Origin of the sequence: Synechococcus sp. R5-13 (genome assembly GCF_047462015.1) — a bacterium.
Lineage (GTDB): Bacteria > Cyanobacteriota > Cyanobacteriia > Thermostichales > Thermostichaceae > Thermostichus.
Genome location: NZ_JANSIL010000022.1, coordinates 33,166 through 53,508, shown reverse-complemented (window position 1 = coordinate 53,508; position 20,343 = coordinate 33,166). Strand labels below are relative to the sequence as shown.

Annotated in this window: 21 protein-coding genes; 8 read left to right on the top strand and 13 right to left on the bottom strand. The window is 58.8% G+C overall.

Annotated elements, in window-relative coordinates; genetic code table 11:
* Nucleotides 1-161: 161 nt before the first annotated feature.
* From NW840_RS02000 to NW840_RS01990, 3 genes are all read right to left on the bottom strand, one after another.
* Entirely contained in the window at nucleotides 162-2,705 is a 2,544-nt protein-coding gene (locus tag NW840_RS02000; protein ID WP_414342096.1) for a UPF0182 family protein, read from the bottom strand.
* 4 nt (nucleotides 2,706-2,709) lie between these two features.
* Nucleotides 2,710-4,152: a TIGR03279 family radical SAM protein gene (locus NW840_RS01995; RefSeq protein ID WP_414342094.1), complete on the bottom strand. Its 1,443-nt coding sequence runs from the start codon at nucleotides 4,150-4,152 to the stop codon at nucleotides 2,710-2,712.
* 108 nt (nucleotides 4,153-4,260) lie between these two features.
* Complete coding sequence (locus NW840_RS01990) at nucleotides 4,261-4,545, bottom strand: DUF2103 domain-containing protein (RefSeq protein WP_011432039.1); 285 nt, start codon at nucleotides 4,543-4,545, stop codon at nucleotides 4,261-4,263.
* A 21-nt stretch (nucleotides 4,546-4,566) separates the two neighbouring features.
* Between NW840_RS01990 and NW840_RS01985 the strand changes: the two genes are divergently transcribed.
* From NW840_RS01985 to NW840_RS01960, 6 genes are all read left to right on the top strand, one after another.
* Complete coding sequence (locus NW840_RS01985) at nucleotides 4,567-5,316, top strand: molybdenum cofactor guanylyltransferase (protein ID WP_414342092.1); 750 nt, start codon at nucleotides 4,567-4,569, stop codon at nucleotides 5,314-5,316.
* 32 nt (nucleotides 5,317-5,348) lie between these two features.
* A complete protein-coding gene (locus NW840_RS01980; RefSeq protein ID WP_414342090.1) occupies nucleotides 5,349-7,490 on the top strand; it encodes an FAD-dependent oxidoreductase in 2,142 nt (713 codons plus the stop codon).
* 326 nt (nucleotides 7,491-7,816) lie between these two features.
* The gene (locus NW840_RS01975) at nucleotides 7,817-8,155 is read left to right on the top strand and encodes a hypothetical protein (protein ID WP_414329426.1); all 339 of its coding nucleotides are present in this window, start codon (nucleotides 7,817-7,819) and stop codon (nucleotides 8,153-8,155) included.
* A gap of 84 nt (nucleotides 8,156-8,239) precedes the next feature.
* Nucleotides 8,240-8,581 (top strand): histidine triad nucleotide-binding protein, encoded by a 342-nt coding sequence (locus tag NW840_RS01970; RefSeq protein ID WP_011432043.1) that lies wholly within the window; start codon nucleotides 8,240-8,242, stop codon nucleotides 8,579-8,581.
* 85 nt (nucleotides 8,582-8,666) lie between these two features.
* Complete coding sequence (locus NW840_RS01965) at nucleotides 8,667-9,317, top strand: precorrin-8X methylmutase (RefSeq protein WP_414342089.1); 651 nt, start codon at nucleotides 8,667-8,669, stop codon at nucleotides 9,315-9,317.
* A 238-nt stretch (nucleotides 9,318-9,555) separates the two neighbouring features.
* Complete coding sequence (locus NW840_RS01960; RefSeq protein ID WP_414342087.1) at nucleotides 9,556-10,035, top strand: hypothetical protein; 480 nt, start codon at nucleotides 9,556-9,558, stop codon at nucleotides 10,033-10,035.
* 106 nt (nucleotides 10,036-10,141) lie between these two features.
* Here the strand turns inward: NW840_RS01960 and NW840_RS01955 are convergent, their stop codons facing one another.
* A complete protein-coding gene (locus tag NW840_RS01955) occupies nucleotides 10,142-11,890 on the bottom strand; it encodes a diflavin flavoprotein (protein ID WP_414342085.1) in 1,749 nt (582 codons plus the stop codon).
* 115 nt (nucleotides 11,891-12,005) lie between these two features.
* Nucleotides 12,006-13,772: a GTPase HflX gene (hflX, locus tag NW840_RS01950; RefSeq protein ID WP_414329429.1), complete on the bottom strand. Its 1,767-nt coding sequence runs from the start codon at nucleotides 13,770-13,772 to the stop codon at nucleotides 12,006-12,008.
* A gap of 195 nt (nucleotides 13,773-13,967) precedes the next feature.
* On the opposite strand from hflX, the gene NW840_RS01945 reads away from it, so the two are divergent.
* Nucleotides 13,968-14,102 (top strand): hypothetical protein, encoded by a 135-nt coding sequence (locus NW840_RS01945; protein WP_414342083.1) that lies wholly within the window; start codon nucleotides 13,968-13,970, stop codon nucleotides 14,100-14,102.
* A 134-nt stretch (nucleotides 14,103-14,236) separates the two neighbouring features.
* On the opposite strand, the gene NW840_RS01940 is transcribed toward NW840_RS01945, so the two are convergent.
* The 4 genes from NW840_RS01940 to NW840_RS01925 are packed head-to-tail and all read right to left on the bottom strand — an operon-like array spanning nucleotide 14,237 to nucleotide 16,246.
* The gene (locus NW840_RS01940) at nucleotides 14,237-14,668 is read right to left on the bottom strand and encodes a DUF488 family protein (protein WP_011430421.1); all 432 of its coding nucleotides are present in this window, start codon (nucleotides 14,666-14,668) and stop codon (nucleotides 14,237-14,239) included.
* Nucleotides 14,665-15,282 (bottom strand): DUF488 family protein, encoded by a 618-nt coding sequence (locus NW840_RS01935; protein ID WP_414342081.1) that lies wholly within the window; start codon nucleotides 15,280-15,282, stop codon nucleotides 14,665-14,667. Before NW840_RS01935 ends, NW840_RS01940 begins: the two co-directional genes overlap by 4 nt.
* On the bottom strand, nucleotides 15,279-15,773 hold the full coding sequence (locus NW840_RS01930; RefSeq protein WP_414342098.1) for a dual OB domain-containing protein: 495 nt from the start codon (nucleotides 15,771-15,773) through the stop codon (nucleotides 15,279-15,281). Before NW840_RS01930 ends, NW840_RS01935 begins: the two co-directional genes overlap by 4 nt.
* A 26-nt stretch (nucleotides 15,774-15,799) precedes the next feature.
* Nucleotides 15,800-16,246 (bottom strand): hypothetical protein, encoded by a 447-nt coding sequence (locus NW840_RS01925; RefSeq protein WP_414342079.1) that lies wholly within the window; start codon nucleotides 16,244-16,246, stop codon nucleotides 15,800-15,802.
* A gap of 401 nt (nucleotides 16,247-16,647) precedes the next feature.
* On the opposite strand from NW840_RS01925, the gene NW840_RS01920 reads away from it, so the two are divergent.
* Complete coding sequence (locus tag NW840_RS01920) at nucleotides 16,648-17,922, top strand: amidohydrolase family protein (RefSeq protein WP_414342077.1); 1,275 nt, start codon at nucleotides 16,648-16,650, stop codon at nucleotides 17,920-17,922.
* Nucleotides 17,923-17,925: 3 nt separating this feature from the next.
* On the opposite strand, the gene NW840_RS01915 is transcribed toward NW840_RS01920, so the two are convergent.
* The 4 genes from NW840_RS01915 to NW840_RS01900 are packed head-to-tail and all read right to left on the bottom strand — an operon-like array spanning nucleotide 17,926 to nucleotide 20,291.
* Complete coding sequence (locus NW840_RS01915) at nucleotides 17,926-18,384, bottom strand: FxLYD domain-containing protein (RefSeq protein ID WP_414332474.1); 459 nt, start codon at nucleotides 18,382-18,384, stop codon at nucleotides 17,926-17,928.
* Nucleotides 18,385-18,415: 31 nt separating this feature from the next.
* Nucleotides 18,416-19,042 (bottom strand): 5-formyltetrahydrofolate cyclo-ligase, encoded by a 627-nt coding sequence (locus NW840_RS01910; RefSeq protein ID WP_414342075.1) that lies wholly within the window; start codon nucleotides 19,040-19,042, stop codon nucleotides 18,416-18,418.
* Between the two features lie 44 nt (nucleotides 19,043-19,086).
* The gene (locus tag NW840_RS01905) at nucleotides 19,087-19,551 is read right to left on the bottom strand and encodes an FKBP-type peptidyl-prolyl cis-trans isomerase (protein WP_414342074.1); all 465 of its coding nucleotides are present in this window, start codon (nucleotides 19,549-19,551) and stop codon (nucleotides 19,087-19,089) included.
* A gap of 59 nt (nucleotides 19,552-19,610) precedes the next feature.
* Nucleotides 19,611-20,291: a hypothetical protein gene (locus NW840_RS01900; protein WP_011432060.1), complete on the bottom strand. Its 681-nt coding sequence runs from the start codon at nucleotides 20,289-20,291 to the stop codon at nucleotides 19,611-19,613.
* Nucleotides 20,292-20,343 lie beyond the last annotated feature (52 nt).

Sequence of the window (20,343 nt, the reverse complement as noted above, 5' to 3'; positions counted from 1 at the left end):
GCAGAACTGCTCCCACACGTTGCTGGTTGAGCGACGTTGGATAACAGTAGTCATGAGGACAAACTTCCCTAAGGAAGCGCGAAGATTGACAACCTAAACTTAAAACATCCGTTAAGTTTCGTCAACTACCTGCCTCAAAAATGAGGAGGGGATCCCTTTCTCTATCGGCTGCCCCTCGGCAGAAAGAGGGCTTCTAAGGCCTGGCCGAGAGTCGGTTCCATCACCACCCGGTCTTCGTAGGCAGCGATCACCCGGGTGAGCTGAGGCAAGCGGCCCTGTTCTGCTTCGATGTAAAGGGGCTGAACATAGAGCAAAGAAGTCTCGATAGGAATGACCAGCAGCGTGCCCAGGTTCACCCGCGACCCATGCTGGTTCCAGAGGGAAATTTGCTCGGAGATTAAGGGATCCTGATTGACCCGTGCTTCCACCTGTTCCGGGCCATAGATGAGCCGTTGCTTGGAAAACTCGTACACCAGGAGCTTGCCGTAGTTTTCCCCGTCGCAGCGGGCCGCTATCCAAGCCACCATGTTCTGCTTGTTAACAGGGGCATAGGGGGAGAGGAGGACGAACTCAGGAGTGTGGTTTGCAACCCCTTGGGGATCCCTCGGCAAGGTGAGAATGAGATACTGCGGCTGCATGGGAATGCGCCGTCGATTGCGGAACTGGCCGGGGATCTGCCATTGATCCTCGCGGTTGTAGAAGAGGCGGGGATCCGTCATGTGGTAGGTGGCAAACTGCTGCGCTTGCAGGCGGAAGAGGTCTTGGGGATAGCGGATGTGTTGCCGCAGCGGCTCCGGCATTGCCTCCAGAGGCTTGAAGAGGGTGGGGTAGATGCGGGCGTAGGCTTGGATGAGGGGATCCCGAGGGTCGGCAATGTACCAATCGATGCTGCCGTTGTAGGCGTCCATCACCGCCTTGACCGAGTTGCGGATGTAGTTGAAGGGAAAGCCGGGCAGGTGCTCCGAGTAGGGGTAGCGGCTGCTGGTGGTATAGGCATCGAAAAACCAGTAGAGCTTGCCGCCTTGAATGACCAGGTAGGGATCCCGGTCGTAGAGCAAAAAGGGCATCACCCGACGGATGCGCTCGCGGATTTGGCGGCGATAGAGAAAGCGGGTGGTAGAAGATAGCTCGCGGCTGAGAAGGATGCGCAGATCGCCAAAATGCCAGGCGTAGAGAAACCGCTGCCAGAGGTGGGGAATGGGCACGCCACCGCTGCCCTGATAGCTGCTGTACACATAGCGCTCTGCTGCAGGGTAGTCCAACTCCCGCGCCTCAGCGCCCACGAAAACATCGGTGGTGGTCAGCTCGCCATAGTAGAGGGCCGGCTGCTCCACCCGCAAGACGGAGGCCACCTCAGGGTAGCGGGGAGAAACCCGCGGCGGGATATCCGATAGGAAAAAATCCGGCAGGCCCTCAGGGGTCACCACATTCACCGGGCTGAGGGTGAGGCCATAGCCGTGGGTGTAGAAAAACCGCCGGTTAACCCAGGTTTGGGCGGCGGGGGGTACCTGGGCAAAGTCCAGCTCGCGGGCGGCATGCATGACTTGGCGCAATTCTCCCCCAATGCGGTAGCGATCCACATTCACATAGGGAAATTGGTAGTAGGGGCGGATTTCTTGCAGTTGGCGGTAGGTGGCCAATAGGGGATCCGCATCCCAGAGGCGCACGTTGCTCAGGGTGGATTGATTCTGCTGCAGGATCTCCCAGGTGAGGGCTCCCCCCTCCGGGAAGGGTTGGACTTCGACATCGGCCAGGCCAAAGCCAGCACGGGTAAAACGGATGTTGTCCTCGATGTAGGGGCGCTCCAGCTCCAGCTCGTTGGGGGCCACCAAGAAAGTTTGCACCAGTTGGGGATAAAGTTGGGTGGTTAGCAGCCCAAACCCCAGGTAGGCCCCCCAGAGGATGGCCGGCGCCAGGAGAGAGCTGGCCCAGGAAGGGCACCAGGACTTGAGGAAAGGAAGGTTGAGGCGGATCCCCTGGCGGGCCAAAGCCCAGAATCCCACCGCCGTCAGGCCTGCCACCCCGCTCATCAAGGTCGTGGCCGGCAGAGTTGCATGCACATCGGCAAAACCGGCCCCAAACACAACGCCGCGGGTGGAATAGAGCAGCTCGTAGCGATCCAGCCAATGGCCCCAAGCCCGAATGAGAAACAGGGATCCCCCCAGGATCAGCAAGTGCCGCTGGGCATAGAGAGAAAGGGCCAAGGTCAGCCGTTGCTCGGAAAGCCCCAGCTCCACCAAGTAGATGAGGACAACGGTAACCAAGGTGAGCAGCACCAGGTTGAAGCACCAATGCTGCACCGTCTCCCAGAAAGGCAGGCTGAAGAGAAAAAAACTGAGATCGCGGTTGAAAATGGGATCCGACTCCCCGACGGGCCCCTGGTTCAGCCAGAGCAACAGCGTGAACCAGTGATTGGAAAGAGACCAAGCAAAGAAAACACTCAAACCTGTGGCAATCGCCCAGGCCCCGGTCAAGGTTGCCCCCCGCCAGCAGGAGCAGATGTTGGATCCCGTCACCGCCAGGGCAAAGAGGAAAGCGCCCAGGCCCAGCCCCCAGCGGGCAATCACCCGCGTCCACAGCACCGGCAGAGCATGCAGCTCGGCAAACCAAGCCAGATCTACGTAGAAAGCCGCCAAGCCCGTGATGGCCAGGATCCCCAGCCCCACCCCCAGCAGCAGAAACAATCCTCGCCGCAACCTCTGCATCGCCTCAGGATCCTCGGCTCAAAGCTGTTCTTGGTCGCGTCAGCGGTGCAGTTTCCCTTCGCCCGAGCGTTGCGGAACAACACAGGGTGCCGTAGGCATAGCCCTGTTCTAGCTGTTGCACCGCCTGCACCAAGCCTGCCGGCCCGCCGTCCACCCGCACCACCGGGATCCCCACCTGGGCCTGCAGATCCTGCCAGGTCAGATCGTCCAAAAAGCGCTCCCCGTCCTTGAGGGCGATCTGGGGTAGCAATAGCCCATCATAGTCCGCCAAGTTTTCCACAGACTTCAGGGCATCCAAGATATCCTGCCCCGTCAGCAGCCCGGTTACCGTCAGGGTTTGTCCCCAAAATTGGCTGGCAATAGGCAAAAGATCCAACTGCAGCCCGCGGATGCGGTTCATCTGCTCCACCACAGGCTGGAAGGCTTGCTCTACGGCATTGCCCACCACCCACAGAACCTTGAGGGGAGAAGGGAGCTCAGGCGGCAGTTTGAGCTGCTCGAACTGGCTGAGGAAAAGCCGCAGGGAGCCTACCCCGTTCCCCAGCTGCGGGTAATCTTCATAGTGCTCTGCCGGTGGCAGTTCCCGCCCGGCCAGCAGATACCACTCATCGGCCAGCCAGGCAAAGGTGGATCCCAATGTTTGCCGAAACCCGACCTGCAAAGTTTCCACCTGCCGGATCACTTCTCGGGCCTTGGCCGCATCGACAGGAACCAGCTCATCACCAGGGGGGCGAAAGCGCGTCAACCCCACCGGCACCACTGCTGCCGAGAGGACGGTGGGGATCCCGTCTACGGGCCGGCGAAAGGCGGCCAAATCGAGGAGTGTGCGGGTGAGGTGATCCCCATCGTTCCAGCCTGGGCAGACCACCACCTGTGCGTGCAGTTGCAAGCGATGCTGGCGAAACCAGGCCAACTGCTCCAAAATCAGGCCAGCCCGCGGGTTTTTGAGCAAGCGGCTGCGCAGCTCCGGGTCGGTAGCATGCACTGACACGTAGAGGGGAGAAAGGCGCAGGCGAGCGATGCGCTCCCATTCGGCAGCAGGCAAGTTGGTGAGGGTGAGGTAGCTGCCGTAGAGAAAGCTGAGGCGGTAGTCGTCGTCCTTGAGGTGCAGCGTTGCCCGCATTTCCGGAGGTTGTTGGTCGATGAAGCAAAAGGGACAAGCGTTGGCGCATTGGATCAGGCCATCGAACAGGGCCGTTTCAAACTCCAGCCCCAGATCCTCGTCGATCCCCTTCTCCAGCTCAACTGTGCGCGGGATCCCTTGGCTATTCAAGATCTCCAGGCTTACACACTCCTCAGCGATCAGGAAGCGGTAGTCGATGAGATCGCGGGGGCGTTCGCCGTTGATGCTGACCAGGGCCTCTCCAGGTTGGATGCCCACTTCTGCTGCCAGGGATCCGGGTAAAACAGCGCTGATACGGGCGGGCTTGAGACTAGCACGAGACATAGCTAACTCATCCTCAACTGATGTGCCATTTGCCCCAGCAGGACGAAGTTCTGGGTCGGGACAGCGTTGCGGAGCAATAACGAGACTCGGTTGACTACAAACAGTTGACTACAAACAGCGGAGAATAGCCGCCTCTAGCTCGGTTTGGCTGAGATCCGTTACCACAAACACCTCTTGCACGCTGCTTCCCTTGCGGGCCACCAGCTTGTACCCGCCCCGGATCGGCACCGAAACCCGCAACTGCAACTGGGGGATCCGCCCACGGCTGCAGGACAGAGCGCCCGGCGTCACGGTTTTAATGCCGGCCTGCCGGGTCAGGCGTTCCAAAACAGGGATCAACCCTGAGATGTGGGTGGAGTGGTTCCAAACCAGACGACCAGAGGGCTCAGACATAGCGGCTAGAGTGAGGAGAGGATGGGATCCCTATCCTATTCCCCCACCCATACCTGGTGCTCGGCAACCCTGTGGAAAAGCCGCATGCCCAAGATGTCTGAAGATTCCCTAGATTCCCTGCCTGCGGTCGTGGCTCTGATCTTGGCCGGGGGCAACAGCCGCCGCATGGGATCCGACAAAGCCTTGGTGCTTTGGGATGGGATCCCCCTGCTGCGACGGGTGGCTCAGGTGGCAGCAGCCTGCGCCGACGCGGTTTACATCCTCACCCCCTGGCCGGAGCGCTATGCGCCGGTGGTGGATCCCGGTTGGCATCTCTGGCGGGAAAACGTTCACAGCCGCGACAGCGTTGCGGAGCAACACCGAGGCCCGCTGCTGGCCTTTCAAGAGGGGATCCGGCGGCTACAAACCTTGGCTGCTCCCCCGGAGTGGATCCTGCTGCTGGCCTGCGATCTGCCCTGCTTGCAGGAGCAGGTTCTTGGGGATTGGCGACAGCGCCTTGCCACCCTGCCCCCTCAGACGGTGGCCGCCCTGCCCAAAAGTCAGCGGGGCTGGGAGCCCCTGTGTGGCTTCTATCGCCTGGCGCAGCTAGGTTCTCTGGAGAGTTTCTTGCAGGCAGGAGGAAGATCCTTTCAGGGCTGGTTGTCCCAGGTGCCAACAGCCATCCTGCCCCTGACCGTTCCCGACAGCGGGACGGAGTCCCTTGAGAGGATGCTCACCAATTGCAACACCCCTGCAGATCTGCAGCTCGGGGAACAACTGGGTAGGGGGTGATCCCCGGGATCGGCAAAGGGAGGGATCCCCTCATGTCACAATGGGTAAAGATTTGCTCGGTTTCTTATCTCGGCGCCGTGCTTACTTCCCTTTACTACCGCGAGATCCCTTGCCCCGATAGTGCTCAAGTGCTGCGCTGGCTACAGGAGTGTATCCCCCTGCCCCAAGGCAGCCAGAAGGTTCTTACCCCCACGGGCCTGCGCCTACAGGGATCCGGCGCTGAGCTGGCCCTTTTCTTGTGGTCGGGGCTGAACACTACCTATCTCAAGGTGTTCCAGTGGTCGGAGCAGCCCTTCCCCCGCCAAGCTCGCTGGCTGGGAGAGCTGGAACAGGCCATTCAAAGCCAATTTCCCCACCGCTACCCGCAGTTGCCCCAGATCGACCTGAACCGGGGATCCATCTTCGATCAGCTTGAGCCTTTCTACCCGCAAACGGTGAAGTATTTTCGGCGGATCCCCAATGGCGAGTTCGACCTACAGCGGGTGTACTGGTGGGAAAAGCGCTGGCGGGAAGAAGTACAACATTGCCACGCAGCCCACCGCTCTGCTCAGCCAGTATTGTTTCGCCAGCCTGCCCCTGAGCCGGCCCCGGTGGAGTGGGATCTGGCCATCGTGGGGGGAGCGCTGGGAGCCCTCTATGGAGCGGCCATGGCCCGCTTGGGCTACCGCGTGGCCTTGGTGGAGCGACTCCCTTTTGGCCGCATGAACCGCGAGTGGAACATCTCCCGGCGGGAGCTGCAAACCCTGGTGGATTTGGGCCTTTTGAGCGCCGAGCAGATGGAGAGCTTGATCCTGCGGGAATACACGGATGGGTTCAACAAGTTTTTTGACGGCAATAGCCCGGTTCGCGCTCCCGTTTTGCACACGCCGACGGTACTCAATCTGGCCATTGACGCGGAAAAGCTATTGCAGCTCTGTGGCCAAATTCTCACTTCCTGCGGGGGAGCTATCTACGAGCGCACCGAGTTTCAGCGGGCCTATGTTGGCGAACAAGGCGTCACGCTGGTTTTGAAGGATTTGCCCACCGGCGAGGAGTTTCGGCTGGGATCCCGCCTTGTGGTGGATGCTATGGGAACAGTCTCTCCCATTGCCCAGCAGCTTTACCGCCATCGGGCTTTTGATAGCGTCTGCCCCACGGTGGGGGCTACCATTGCGGGGGGGTTTGAGCCAGGGGTATGGGATCCCCAGTTTGGGGACATTCTGGCCAGCCATGGGGACATCAGCCGCGGTCGGCAACTCATCTGGGAGCTGTTCCCCGGGCCAGGCGAAGATCTCACCTTCTACCTGTTCCACTACCACCAGGTGCATCCAGAAAACCCCGGATCCCTGCTGGAACTGTACGAAGATTTTTTCACTATTCTGCCGGAATACCGCCGCTGCGACCCAGAGCGCTTGCAGTGGAAAAAAGCGACCTTCGGCTATATCCCCGGACGATTTGGCCAGCCCCGGCACCCTGTTCGCGGCAGCGGGGCGGAGTCTTCGGAACCCTTTGACCGGATACTGCTCATAGGGGATGCGGCGGCTATGCAATCGCCCCTTAGCTTTACCGGCTTTGGATCCCTGGTGCGCAATTGCCCCCGCCTGTGCGATCTGCTGGATACGGCGCTGCGCCACGACCTGCTCAGGGCGGCGGACTTAGCCCAGATCCGGGCCTACCAGGGCAACTCGGCCGTCACCTGGCTCTTCTCGCGGGGGATGATGGTGCCCACCGGCAAGGTGCTGCCCCCCGAGCGCATCAATGCCACTCTCAACAGCTTTTTCGGCATTCTCGCCACCGAGCCGCCGGAGGTGGTGGACGATTTCATCAAAGACCGGGCTGGCTGGCTGGCCTTTAACCGCATGGCCATCAAAGCTGCCCTGCAAAACCCACGGCTGCTGCTGTGGATCTGGGAGGCCGTAGGGGCCAAAGGCTTTGCCCAGTGGCTGCCCACCTACTTCAGCTATACCGGCCTGGCCTTGACCTCTGCTTTGTTCAGGGGCTGGCTTCCAAATCTGCTGCGTCGCCTGCAGCCCTGGCTAGAAGCGCGTTACCCCCGCCTGTGGCTGCGCTGCCTGCAGTGGAGCTACACCCTCACCTATGGGGTAGGGCAGCCGCGCATTCAGTTTCAACTCCCCCCCACTCAAGAAAAGACCCAAGACACAATACCAACTTGGATAGGATCCCTGCAGCAGTGACATACTCCCGCACTCACGCTGATGCACAGAGGGCGGGGCTCCCCGGCGGTCTAGCTAAATGCACCGGACACCAAGGCAATAGCGCTGTCGCCGTGATCCCTCAATAAGGTCTCTATCTGCCGCTCGCGTCAGCAGGGCAGCGTTTTTTCCGGCTTGGCAGCTTGCCCAAGTTGGGTATAATCAATGCCTAATCAGAGATCGACGGCAGTTGGGAAGGGATCCCGACTTCAAACCGGTCGAGAGACTGCTGAACCCCATTTTTTGAGAACCCTTATTTTCGCAAAAAGTTAGGACTGAGCCCAGTCGCGTCAGCGTTGCGGAGCAACATGGTTTACACCTTCGAGATCATCGGCATCGCCCCTGCTCTACAGTTCTTTCATCAGCAACAGAAGCTGGCCCAGCGGCCCTGTGGGGTGGAATACCTGGGTACCAGCTCCTGCACCCTCGATGCGTTGCTGGGATCCGTGGAGGAAGTGCCGGCCCGGCGCGGCTGGGACTTGGATCAGTTGGTCGACGCTGTTATCCGCTTTTGGTGCAGCAACCCCGATTTGGTGAGTTTGTGGCGCTCTCGTTTTCGCGATGCCGGGCGAGATGCGCTGTTGGTCTCGCGAGTGGGGCATATTCAATCACTGCGGCAGGAATTTGAATGGCTGCTGAAGCAGTAGGTGCCGAGCGCCACTCTCGCCACCTGGGTGGGAGAATGTGCGGTTAGCAGGTAGGCTAAGGGCAGAACTAATTTGTGAGCACCCATGAGCGACACAGTTTTCGGCAAGATTATTCGCAGGGAGATCCCTGCACAAATCGTTTACGAAGACGATAGAGCCCTGGCCTTCAAAGATATTGCCCCCCAAGCCCCTGTCCACATTTTGGTGGTGCCCAAAGAGCCCATCCCCGGCATTTCCCAGGCCAAGCCCGAACATGAGGCATTGCTGGGACATCTCCTGCTGACCGCTCAGCGGGTGGCTGCCGAGGCAGGTTTAAATAAAGGCTACCGATTGGTGATCAACGAAGGAGAAGACGGCGGGCAAACCGTCTTTCATCTCCACATTCACGTTCTGGGCGGTCGGGGGATGGGCTGGCCCCCAGGTTGAGCGATGGTTTTTCCCACCCATTGGAGCCTCTGCAGGTACAATCCTGTCATTACTGAGGATAAACGGCGGGCGGGGTCTGGGATCGATGGAGTGGCACGTAACCGATGCAGAGAGTTTGATGATCATCGACCAGGAGGTGGGCAAGCACGAGCTTTCTCCTGCTGAGTATGAGGTGGTTCGTCGGGTTATTTATGCTACTGCCGACTTTGAGTACTTGAACCTCATCCGTTTTGGTAACGAAGCCTTACAGGCTGGGGCGGCGGCCTTGGCAGCGCGTACCACCATTGTGGTCGATGAGCCGATGGTACAGGTGGGCATTGCCTGGGCTGTTCAGAACACCTTTTCCAACCCCATCTACTGCGGCAGCGAAGCGATTACCCGTCCCCAAAGGGACAAGACCCGCTCCGCTTGGGGCTTGGAAACCCTGGCCCAACGCTACCCTGAGGCGATCTTTGTGATTGGCCAATCCCAGACTGCCCTCTCCACCTTGGTGCAGCTGATTAGAAAGAAGGAGGTGGCCCCTGCTCTGGTCATCGCCACGCCGGCTGGGTTTGTGAACGTGGTGCAAGCCAAGCAGGAGCTAGCCGATTCCATGGTGCCCCACATCCGCACTGAGGGACGCAAAGGAGGCCCGGCAGTGGCTGCAGCGGTGTTGGATGGCCTGCTGGACTTGGCTTGGCACGCCTATGTACGGGTCAGCAGCGCAGACTATCCTGGCAAATCCGCCGTTTCTTGACATGCTCCTTGCTCTACTGGCTGGCTAAGCCAAGGCAAACTGCGCAGCAGTAGAGCAGGGCTTTAGACCCCATTTCTAGAGTAGGTCTGCTGATCTGATCGAGATCACTCAACTGGGGGGATCCCGGTCACTCGGCCTGCAAATTGGCATGGGCAAGATGGGAGCTGCGCTCTCAGTCCTGACTCTTCAGAAAATGGCCTGAGAAGCGGCTGGGTTGAGCTTATGGAGGGATCTTCCCGTGCGGCGTGCCATCTTCTTTTGCTGGAGCGGCTGCCTTCTGGCCTTGTTTTTTGCGCCGGGGGCTTGGGCACAAGCTGAGCCATGCCCGGTGGTCGTCCTTTCGCCCTCTTCACTGCAGTTGTCAGAATCGTCAACACTTGCCTCTACTCTCTCGACAGCCCAGAAAGTGCTCCACACTGCTACTGCACTCGACAAGGCAGAGGTTATCGCTACGCAACATTTTCCCGAACCGGTCAGCCCCTACCAGCGCTGGCGACAGAGGTATGCCCCCTCGGATCCCCTCTCTTCGGGTTTGAACAGCGTCCCTTATCGGCCAGCCCAGCAGGGATCCCAAAGGATTCAACAGGGAACAGAGGGGCTGCCCTTAGGGCCTGCGACCCGCCAAGGGGAACAGCTGGAGCAGATCGGGATCCGCCTGGGAGAAGACAGCCCCTTCTTCCTACATCCCAGTGGGTTGGTCTATCGGCAGCCCTATTGAAGTTTTTGTGAGTCTGTTCGCTACAGGGATCCCAGCTTCCCCAGGGAGAAGGGCTGGAGGTGAGGGATCATCTCTCACTTCTCCCTTCTCACTGCTCACGCCTCAATCAGTAATGATTCCCCACCTTGCGGTGGTGGATGGCGGTGAGGCCCTCTGGGCTGGAGACCCGACCAGCTTCTAGGGTGCTGTACACCACCCAGTGATCGCTGGTTTCCAGGCGGCTCACCACACGGCACTCCAGGTAGGCCAAAGCATCGGCCAAGATGGGGGATCCGTTGGCAGCAGGGTAGGTCTTAATCCCGGCAAAGCGGTCGGCTCCCGGTGGAAATCGCTTCAGGAAGTGGCGCATCAAGGGTTGGTAATGGCCTTCTTGCAGCACGTTTAACACGAAGGTATCTCCCACCTGCAGGAAGGATTCGATGGCCCGATCCTTGGCCACCGCAATGCTGATCCCCGGCGGATCGGCGCTGGCTTGGGCTACCCAGGAGGCGAGCATAGCGCTGGTGGCTTGCCCTTTGCGGGCAGTGATGATGTAGAGGCCATTGCTAATGCGGCCCAGGGCGCGATCCAGGTCGGCATCCAAGGCTTTCATCTGCTGAATGCTGCGATCCCGCGTCAGCCACTGCCCCAGATCGGTACCTGCTTCTTCGGCCAGTTGCAGCAGAGCCTCGCCGGCAGGCTGCTTAAGCAGAATGGGGGCAAACACCTCTTTGGCGCCGATTTCTTGCAGTGTGTTGCGGCAGAGGTACACCGACTCATCATCTTCGCCGCCCGACTCAAACAGACCAAAGCCTTGCTTGCTGTGGGCAGAGGCCAAAAGGGTTTTCAGCAGCACTTGAGTGGTGGCGGCCTCAGGCCCTGATTGGGGCGGCATGCCTATCACCACACCGGCGGCCAAGCTCATCAGCTCCCGCACCTCGTGGGCATCCACCAGCCGCAAATCTGCCAGCTCCACCTGGATGCCGGTTTTTTGGATCCCGCGGGCAATGGCCTGGGCCAACGCTTCCGCCTTGCCATATCCCGACAGGTAGAACACTGCCACCATCCGTTCAGCTTTGGCCTGCTCCAGGCTCCAGGTGCGGTAGTGCTCCACCCAGTCGGACAGGTGATGGCGCAGCAGGGGGCCGTGGCCGGTAGCAATGGCAGCGATGGGAGGCAAGGCTTCCATGCGCTTCAGGGCAGACAACACCGAGCGGGCATTGGGCCCCATGAGGCAGTCGTAGTAGAGCTTGAAGTCGGCCTGCAACAGGTGGGGATGTTCGTCCCAGGCGAAATCGTCGCAGTAGTGCATCCCAAACACGTCGCAGGTGTAAAGGATCTGGGTGCCGTGGTCGTAGGTGAGGATGGTGTCGGGCCAGTGCAAGTTGGGGGCAGAGATAAATTCCAGGACATGCCCCTTGCCCAGATCCAAGCGATCTCCCTGTTTCACCACCAGCCGCTGGAAGGGCCGATGCACCAGATCTTCCAGAAATTGCACCGCCACCTTGGAGGCCACCACCGTCATCTGGGGCGCCAGCTCCAGCAGATCCCCAACCAGGCCGCTGTGATCTGGCTCGGTGTGGCTGACCACCAGGTAGTCGATCTGGGCAGGATCTAGGATCCCTTGCAGGCAATCCAGGTACAACTGGCGAAACTTCTCGTGGGAGGTGTCGATGAGGGCCACCTTCTCGCCGCGAATCAAGAAGGAGTTGTAGGTGGTGCCATTTTCCAGAGCAAATTCGATGTCAAATCGATCCCGATCCCAATCTTGGGAGCGAATGGCAAGGGTGTCGGCCCCGATGGGCAGAGTTTGCAGCGTCAGATGGGGCTGGGCCAGGCGAGGTGCGACTTGAGGTGCAACTGCAGTGGTGGCCATGTTCTCTCCCTAACTTTAAGTCGGGTCACAATCCTGATCTCAATGTAACTGAATGTTTATGTTGACGGCGGATGAAGATGAGCTATGCAGGTTTGGAAATCCTTATGGAATGCTTTTAGGGATCCTTGGGTTCCTGCCAATCGAAGGGGTTAGGACTTAGGGCTGTAGCAAACTGGGCCAGGGTGTGGCGCAACTGATCCAGGTTTTGGCCGGTGGCGGCGGAAACAAACAGGGCTTTGGGGTAGAGCAGGCGGACGTCTTCCACCCATTCGGGGTCGAGGCGGTCGATTTTGTTGAACACCAGCTGGCGGGGACCAGTGGCCAAGGGCAGCTTGTCCAGCAAGGTTTCCACCGCCTCGATCTGTCCTTCCCAGTTGGGGTGAGACAGATCCACCACATGTAGTAGGGCATCGGCTTCCGTCACCTCTTCCAGGGTGGCTTGAAAGGCATCCACCAGTTGGTCTGGCAATTCGGTTAGAAATCCCACCGTGTCGGTCAGCAGGACCGCCTGCCGGTTGGGCAGATCCAGCCGCCGGGTAGTGGGATCCAAGGTGGCAAAGAGTTGGTCGGCCACGTAGACCTGGGCATGGGTGAGGGCATTGAGGAGGGTGGATTTGCCGGCGTTGGTGTAGCCCACCAGGGCCACCACGGGAATTTGGGATGCCTCGCGCCGTTGGCGCAGCCGCTGGCGGTGGCGGCGCAGCTCTTCCACCTCTTGCCGCAGCTTGCTGATGCGCCGCTGGATGGCCCGCCGCTCCATTTCCAGTTGGGTTTCCCCCGGGCCCCGAGTACCGATCCCACCCCCCAGCCGCGACATGGTGCGACCGCGACCGGCCAGGCGAGGCAGCAAATACTGCAGTTGCGCCAGCTCCACCTGCAGCTTCCCGGCTCGGGTTCTGGCCCGCTGGGCAAAAATATCCAGGATCACCTCGCTGCGATCCACCACCCGCACCCCCACCGCCTCTTCCAAGGTGCGCACCTGGCTGGGGGTGAGTTCCCGGTCGAACACCACCAAGTTAGCGCCCAGATCCTGGACCAGCAGCGCCAGCTCTTGCACCTTACCGGATCCGATTACCGTGGCCGAATTGGGGCCTTCCCGCCTCTGCCAGAGGGCCTGCAGCACCTGTCCGCCGGCGCTTTCCACCAGGCGGCCCAGCTCCGCCAACCCATCCATGAGATCCTCGTAGCTCTGCCCGGACTCCTGCAGCCCCACCAGGATGGCCCGATCCTGATCCAGATCCACCTGGCGGGCGGTCAACTGGCGCCGAAACCCATCTTCTAGCTCCGCCACCAGCTCCTGCAGATCCTGTTCTGCCAGGATCCCCAAAGGCAAAGGCTCAGAAACCTGCCAACGGCGCTCTCCCTCCGGCAGCAGATGGGCCAGATAGGCCCGGTGAACAAAGCCCGTAGCCGCTCCTCCCCGGCGTCGGTGCCCTCCTGACTTGGACACGGAAAGGGTGATGAGGGCATCCAAACGCTGCAAAGCCATGGCCGTCAGCGCTTTTTGACCGGGGCCCCCCTCCCCCATTTGGGTGGTGATGCAGCGGATCCCGGATAGGCGCTCGGCCCCCTGGCGGGGCAATTCCCAAGCGGGAATCTGGGTTTCAAAAGGGGATCCCACCCCTACGCGGATCACCTGGCCGCGCCGGTTGAGGTAAACGCTGATGGGCCGGCCTTCCAACTCTTGGGTCAGGGATCCCAGCCGTTGGGCAAACTCCACCGTCACCAGGCGGTTGGGGGGTAGGCGCAGTTGGTAAAGCCGTTGCAGTTGCTTTTGTTGGTGGGGCTTTAACCCTTTGGCCTGTTCGGGAAAGCGTCGTGGAGCGATAGCAGAGCTGAAGCGGGGGTCGGTCTGATGGCGAGAGGTGCTAGCCCTGGGCATGGGGACGGGGAAAGACCCAAAAACAAGCTTTCATCTACCATACACGCTAGCTGACAGCAGGAACTTGGGATCCAAAAGCAACGGTGGCAAACACTGGCCCAGTGTTGCGGGGGCAACAGTACGGCGATGTCATCAGCAACGGGTGCAACATTCAAACCAAGGTCATTCCCGAACAAAAGTAGGCGGAATACTTCCATGACCCAACCGAGGTACGCATGGGGCAGCCAAACCCAGACGATCACAGGCTTCCTGCTCGCCCATCATCTGCTCAAGGTCAACCCCAAAGATGTCAATGTGTTGGATCTGCCCAAGCGGGGATCCCTGTATTGAGCTTGCTGTCGGTGAGAGAGTTTCCAAATCGGTTGGGCAGTCAGGGATCCCTTTCGCTCCGTGTTGCCGGAATCCTGCTGCAACTCGGAGTAGCTGCATAAATCGGAAAAATCCGTAGTGCCAGCTCTTAGTTATCATAGATGCACGATTTCAACATCACCCCATTTTCTGTGCAAATATTCAGCAACCAGCCTACGATGACAGTGCTCAGGAGTAGCTTCACTACAAAGCAGACACCCTCCATCGAGAATACTTTTATCCACTTGATCTTCAATGCGACGCTCGGCCATCAGCGACAAAAACTGTCTCTCGTAGTTAGACCATTCACCACTGGCTTTGTAAGCATCGAGAATCTCTTGAGTTGGTGCAAGTTCCGGCAAATGAACGTATCCAAGCTTGCAGATCTCGTGAAGAAAAAACTCTAGATCCCTCTTTTTCGTGAATCCCGCCAGTTGCGAGGTGTTATTAAGTCGAGTATCAACAACTCGAACCAGACCAGGCTGTTTTAAGCGATTAAAAAATTGCTCTGCACTTTTCTTCGTAAACCCTATCGTAAATATCTTCATGGCCTCGCGCTCCGCTCATCATTTTTTGACATTTTCTCATCTCGATAGGCGACACGCCTGCCTTGAATGAGATAGGCTTCGGCTATAAACTCTTCCCGACTTCTAAACAAGTCCCCCTCTGGAAGTTTGCAAAGGGCAAGAAGACGAGATTCTAGAGCCTCATGAGTCTCCAAAGAGCCATTGGCCAAGATGTGGTTGACCGGAATCCCACTTTGAAAAAGTTTACGCGCCACCAGCAACGATCTATGACATTCAATAGGGTCTTTCTCAGCACACATCAGTGCGATCCGATACCGACTAGAACCTTGGATCAGACGGTCGATCCCTTCGAGGAAGGCTGGCTCATTTGCCAGTCGTTCATACTGAATCCTACCCTGATCATAGCAGCTCGGATTTTCGCTACGTCCTCCCAATTCTTTGCCCAGAAAGACGTAAGCAATACCTGCTGCCGCTAAAGCACTTTTCAACTTTTCTTGTGAATATTGAGGGACGTAACGGCTATATGGACGTGAGCGAACGTCGCCAATACCGGTGATGTTGTACTGGCGCAGTAAGTCTATGAAAAAATCAATCTCGTGGTTTGAGTGACCAATCGTGTAGATCTCTGATTTCATATGAGTCGACCTGAGTAGAGAACAGCCGCTATCAGCTTGTAGTAATAGCCCAAGTAGGGATCGCTAAGGCTAACACACAGCACCGGATCGGGGATGTCATATTGACCGTCTTCGCCCATTAGGAAATCCCGTTCAATCACAGGATCGGTAACATCCATGCAGTATTTTACTCCCTTGTATACAAACTCGCCGCGTACTCTACGCTTAGAATTCGGGTATCCTGGTGCCTTGTAACCAACCAACAGACGCAAATGCTCGACCGGTACAAGGTAAAGAGAAACTCCGCTTTCTCGCCCGACACTTAACCGGTTGTTCCACCCAGCATAGCTGCTCTCGCCAGTGCCCCAGAGATTCTCAGGGTTGTCTAGCCAACTGTTGATATCCTCCCAAGGCAGGTGGCCAACTTTTTTCCAGCGGTGCTTTGGATTGATAACGTGGTTCTCCCTCTGGTGAGGTAGTGGCTGAGGTGTATCACAAGAGACACAGAGAATATCAAGAAGTTCTGGGTCGCCACCGCTTAGGAAGGCTCGTGGATGTAGTTGTCAAACACGGCAAAATTGCTCAGGGCAGGATCCGGCTTGAGGCTGGATCCCATCAAAAAGCTGACTTTGGGATAGTCTTTGGCTACTTCCCGCGCTTCCCGCTCCACCCCGAAGACCTCACCCACCAGCAGTTGGACGCCGCTCTCGGCATACTGACGCAGCACCCGTGGGTAGTCGGTGTTGGAAACTGACTCCGACCAGGTATAGTCAATATCCCCCCGCTCCTGGGCGGTCATCAAGGCTTTATGGATCCGGCTCACCCACTGCTGCTCAATGGGAACCGTATAAACCCCGGCCACCTTCAGCTTGGTTCCTTGAGCCACCGCGGCATCGCGAACCAACCAGCGGCTCCCCATCAGGCCAGCCACGAAAGCCCCAGAACGCAGGCAGAAGTCCCGCCGGGAGAGTTCTAAACGTGCCATAGTCGCTTCTGTTGAGGTTACTTCGAGATCGGGTTACTGCTCGGCTTATCCTAAGGGGGAGATCCCTGAAAATATGTATCCTGAAATACAATTTTTTGAGAAGGAGCTTGTTTGTAATGGACAACGAAGTTTCGCTGACGGTTGGAATGGATGTAAGGGCCAAGTCCTCTCAAATCAGCTCTCGATAGATTATCCCTCTGACTACTTGGTTGATATCTTGCACAACCGGATGCTGTTGGGGACTACAGCCCTCTTTTATAAAGTGAGCAATAACCCAATCAACTGGTTTCCTAAATTCGGGCTTTGAGGTAATTTAAGACATCTTTATCTGATTTGGCCTATCATTCAGTCAACTGTAGTTGCTTCTTTCCATCCTAAGTTCAAACAAATAGCCACAACATATGGATCTCATTTTGCGCCGGGCCAATTTGCCGGATGGCCGCAAGGGAATCGATATCGGTATCCAGGGGGATCGCATTGTGGCTCTGGAAAGCAACTTACAAGCCACTGCCCCCCAAGAAATTGATGTCAGCAACCGCTTGGTGTCGCCCCCCTTCGTGGATGCCCACTTTCACATGGATGCCACCCTCACCTATGGGATCCCGCGCGTCAACCAGTCGGGCACCTTGCTAGAAGGGATCGCCCTCTGGGGGGAGTTGAAGCCGCTGTTGACCCCCGAGGCGGTGATGGAGCGGGCCTTGACCTATTGCGACTGGGCGGTGGCTCGTGGGATCCTGGCCATCCGCACCCATGTGGATGTGTGCGATCCCAACCTGTTGGCGGTGCGGGCGCTGCTGGAAGTCAAGCAAAAAGTGGCTCCCTACTTGGATTTGCAACTGGTGGCCTTTCCTCAGGATGGCTACTATCGCTCGCCAGGGGCGGTGCAGCTCCTGGAGAAGGCTCTGGATTTGGGGGTGGAGGTGGTGGGCGGGATCCCCCACTTCGAGCGGACGATGGCCGAAGGGACGGCTTCGGTGCGGGCCCTATGTGAAATTGCAGCAGCGCGGGGTCTGCGGGTGGATCTGCACTGCGACGAGACGGACGATCCGCTTTCGCGCCATGTGGAAACCTTGGCCTACGAAACGCTGCGGCTGGGCTTGCAGGGGCGGGTAGCCGGATCCCACCTAACCTCGATGCACTCGATGGACAACGCCTACGTGAGCAAGTTAATTCCTCTAATGGCCGAGGCGGAGCTGGGGGTGGTTGCCAACCCGCTGGTAAACCTAGTGCTGCAGGGGCGCCACGACACCTACCCCAAGCGGCGGGGGCTGACCCGGGTGCCCGAGCTGATGGCCGCAGGCTTGACGGTGGCCTTTGGTCATGACTGTGTGATGGATCCCTGGTACCCTTTGGGCAGCGGCAACATGCTGGAGGTGGCCCACATGGCCATCCACGCCGCCCACCTGACAGGCTATGAGCAGATGCGCCAGTGTTTTTTGGCGGTAACAGAAAACCCGGCCCGCATTCTGGGGTTGGAAGGCTACGGCCTGGAACCCGGCTGCTACGCCGATCTGGTGGTGCTCCAGGTCGCCGATGCCGTCGAAGCCATTCGCCTGAAACCGGCTTGCCTGTATGTCTTCCGCCGGGGCCGGCTGATCGCCCAAACGCCGCCTGTGGTCGCCCAGCTCCATTTGCCTGAGCGCCCCACCCAGGTGGAGTTCACCCGCCAGCTTTAGACGTTAACGACGCACGGTGCCGCTGAAGCCGCTGGCCTTGAATTGCTCCAGGGTGAGGGGCAGGGGGCTGGTTATGGGCACCGAGATGCGAATTGAAAAAGGGCTCTCGCCGGGAGGAACTTCTGCAATGGCCCCCAGGCGGGTACGCTCCGGCAGAACCTCGTTGCCGTTGGCATCGTAAAGCCGACCGAAGACATCCGCGTTCAGCAGGGTATTTTTGGAGCGGTTGACCACTGTGCCTTCGACGAACAGGCACCTGGCCGGTATGGGGTTGCCGTTGCTGGTCACCAGGTTGGTGTATTCGGGGGTATCGGGACAGGGGGTGACGTGGAGATCCTTCAGTTGCAGGGGGATCGCCCCAAAGCCCATCAAGAGCACCGCCAATGCCACACAGCCAAAGCTCATGCAGACAAGACGCAGCTTTTGGGTTAGCCACTGCGCCGGCTTCCAAACTTGGCTCATCGTTTTTCCTCCAGGGCCCACCCTCTTTAGTCTAGGGGATCCCCGTCTCGTAGAACCTTTCCTCGGTTTGGATCCCATCCAGGCGCTGATCCCAAGGATCCTGAGGCAGGGGCTGCTCCAGCAAGCAGGCTTGGGGGAGGATGCCCCACTTGGGCACACTGGGATCCGGCAAAGCGGCCAAAAAGCGGTCGTAATAGCCGCCGCCATAGCCCAAACGCCTTCCCCAACGATCGCAGGCCAGGGCGGGCACCAGGATCAAATCCGCCTCGGTGGGGTCGAGGGTTTTGCTGTGGGGAGAGGGCTCCAGTAGCCCCCGGCGATTGGGAATCAGCTCAGCCGAGCCGTACCGGTGCCACTGCATTTGCCGCCGCGGCAGACAACGGGGGATCCCCCACTGCTTCTCCGGGAAAAGGACAAACAGGGATCCCAAGTCCACCTCGGAGCCGAAGGCCACATAGGCCAGGATGGTTTTGGCGGCCAAAAGTTGGGGGCAAGAGGCCAAATGAGCCACGATCTTCTGGCTGATAAGGGATCTGTCCAACCTCTGCCGTAGCTGGCGAAAGTGCTGGCGCAGGCGAGCTTTTTCTAGGGCAGGATCTGCTGCCAGAGAACTGGGCCGCCAAGAAGAAGACAGTTCCGGGGAAGGGAGTTCCTGCACAAGCCCAATGCCGCTTGGATATTCGGTCTCTGCAAGATCTGAATCTACTGGATGGCCAGGAGCTCCACTTCAAAATCCAAGGTGGCATTGGGGGGTATCACCCCGCCTGCCCCGCGGCTGCCATAGGCCAACTCCGGCGGAATGCGCAAGTACCGCTTGCCCCCCACCCGCATGGTGGCCAGCCCTTCCTCCCAACCGCGGATGACTTGGCCCACTCCGTAGGTGAAGATAAAAGGCTGATTGCGCTTGTAGGAGCTATCGAAGATGGTGCCATCCTGTAGCTTGCCCACGTAGTTGACCACCACCGTTTGCCCCGGCTGAGGGGAAGGCCCACTGCCTTGAGTGATGTCGTAGTATTGCAATCCCGACTCGGTGGTGATGAAGTCCTTGGCTGGGGATTGCACGCTCACCACCGGATTGTCTTTGGCCCGCGACAGAGCCACGGCCGGCTGGCCGCCCCACACCCCGAGCCACAGCAAACACAGCACCAGCAGCAGCACCCGTTTCATCGTTGGCATCCCCCCGCCGCCGACTTTTGGCTTTCCTTTAACAATCTTAGGGGATCCCGTCAGCCTTTCAGTTCGGCAAATTCGATAATCTGACCCTGGTGATCCCGCACCCAAAAGACGAAGGGCTTCTCGGAGCGAATGCTGTTGCGGATCCCTTGTTTGTTGATTCGCTTCAGAAGGGCCTTAAGGGACTCCCGCTCATAGCTGACATGGCGATAGCGAACGCCGCTGCTGCGGCCCGCTGCCGGTACAGTCCCGTAAGCAGAAGCAGATGAGGAGCTAGGCCTAGAGGCGTTGCCGTAGGAACCGGACCCCGCATAGGGATCTGTAGAGCCAGGGATCACGTGCAATTGAACATTGTCGGAGAGTTGGTACCAAAGTCCGGGGGTATCCAATTGGGTGGGCCCAGAGGTGGGACGGGCTTTGGCATCGAAGCGGGGACTGAGGCCAATATCCCCTGGAAAGTAAGCGGATCCTAGGCTGTAGCCGACCATGCTTTGCTCGTAGCCGTAGTAGTACTGCAGGGGCAGCTCCGCTTCCGGCAGTTTCAACACCTTCTCGTAAAACCCTCTGGCCTGCTCCAAGTCCGGCACGATGATGGTGTGGACGCGGGGAGCGCCGCTTAAGAATGTCCACATGGCCCCCCCATAGGCCGATAGCAGCAAAAACATCAGCCCCTTGGTGGAGAGCAAAACCTCCAGGGGGATCAGGGGCAGCATCAGTCCGGGTGGGATGACCATCAGCACTTGTCCATTCGCGGGTGGCTCTATGTCCAGTATAGGATCCGGGGAA

What these genes read in the sequence shown, in the direction of transcription:
- NW840_RS02000 (WP_414342096.1), bottom strand. Translation starts at nt 2,705, where the DNA reads ATGCAGAGGTTGCGGCGAGGATTGTTTCTGCTGCTGGGGGTGGGGCTG.
- NW840_RS01995 (WP_414342094.1), bottom strand. Translation starts at nt 4,152, where the DNA reads ATGTCTCGTGCTAGTCTCAAGCCCGCCCGTATCAGCGCTGTTTTACCC.
- NW840_RS01990 (WP_011432039.1), bottom strand. Translation starts at nt 4,545, where the DNA reads ATGTCTGAGCCCTCTGGTCGTCTGGTTTGGAACCACTCCACCCACATC.
- NW840_RS01985 (WP_414342092.1), top strand. Translation starts at nt 4,567, where the DNA reads ATGGGATCCCTATCCTATTCCCCCACCCATACCTGGTGCTCGGCAACC.
- NW840_RS01980 (WP_414342090.1), top strand. Translation starts at nt 5,349, where the DNA reads ATGTCACAATGGGTAAAGATTTGCTCGGTTTCTTATCTCGGCGCCGTG.
- NW840_RS01975 (WP_414329426.1), top strand. Translation starts at nt 7,817, where the DNA reads ATGGTTTACACCTTCGAGATCATCGGCATCGCCCCTGCTCTACAGTTC.
- NW840_RS01970 (WP_011432043.1), top strand. Translation starts at nt 8,240, where the DNA reads ATGAGCGACACAGTTTTCGGCAAGATTATTCGCAGGGAGATCCCTGCA.
- NW840_RS01965 (WP_414342089.1), top strand. Translation starts at nt 8,667, where the DNA reads ATGGAGTGGCACGTAACCGATGCAGAGAGTTTGATGATCATCGACCAG.
- NW840_RS01955 (WP_414342085.1), bottom strand. Translation starts at nt 11,890, where the DNA reads ATGGCCACCACTGCAGTTGCACCTCAAGTCGCACCTCGCCTGGCCCAG.
- hflX (WP_414329429.1), bottom strand. Translation starts at nt 13,772, where the DNA reads ATGCCCAGGGCTAGCACCTCTCGCCATCAGACCGACCCCCGCTTCAGC.
- NW840_RS01945 (WP_414342083.1), top strand. Translation starts at nt 13,968, where the DNA reads ATGACCCAACCGAGGTACGCATGGGGCAGCCAAACCCAGACGATCACA.
- NW840_RS01940 (WP_011430421.1), bottom strand. Translation starts at nt 14,668, where the DNA reads ATGAAGATATTTACGATAGGGTTTACGAAGAAAAGTGCAGAGCAATTT.
- NW840_RS01935 (WP_414342081.1), bottom strand. Translation starts at nt 15,282, where the DNA reads ATGAAATCAGAGATCTACACGATTGGTCACTCAAACCACGAGATTGAT.
- NW840_RS01925 (WP_414342079.1), bottom strand. Translation starts at nt 16,246, where the DNA reads ATGGCACGTTTAGAACTCTCCCGGCGGGACTTCTGCCTGCGTTCTGGG.
- NW840_RS01920 (WP_414342077.1), top strand. Translation starts at nt 16,648, where the DNA reads ATGGATCTCATTTTGCGCCGGGCCAATTTGCCGGATGGCCGCAAGGGA.
- NW840_RS01915 (WP_414332474.1), bottom strand. Translation starts at nt 18,384, where the DNA reads ATGAGCCAAGTTTGGAAGCCGGCGCAGTGGCTAACCCAAAAGCTGCGT.
- NW840_RS01905 (WP_414342074.1), bottom strand. Translation starts at nt 19,551, where the DNA reads ATGAAACGGGTGCTGCTGCTGGTGCTGTGTTTGCTGTGGCTCGGGGTG.
- NW840_RS01900 (WP_011432060.1), bottom strand. Translation starts at nt 20,291, where the DNA reads ATGGTCATCCCACCCGGACTGATGCTGCCCCTGATCCCCCTGGAGGTT.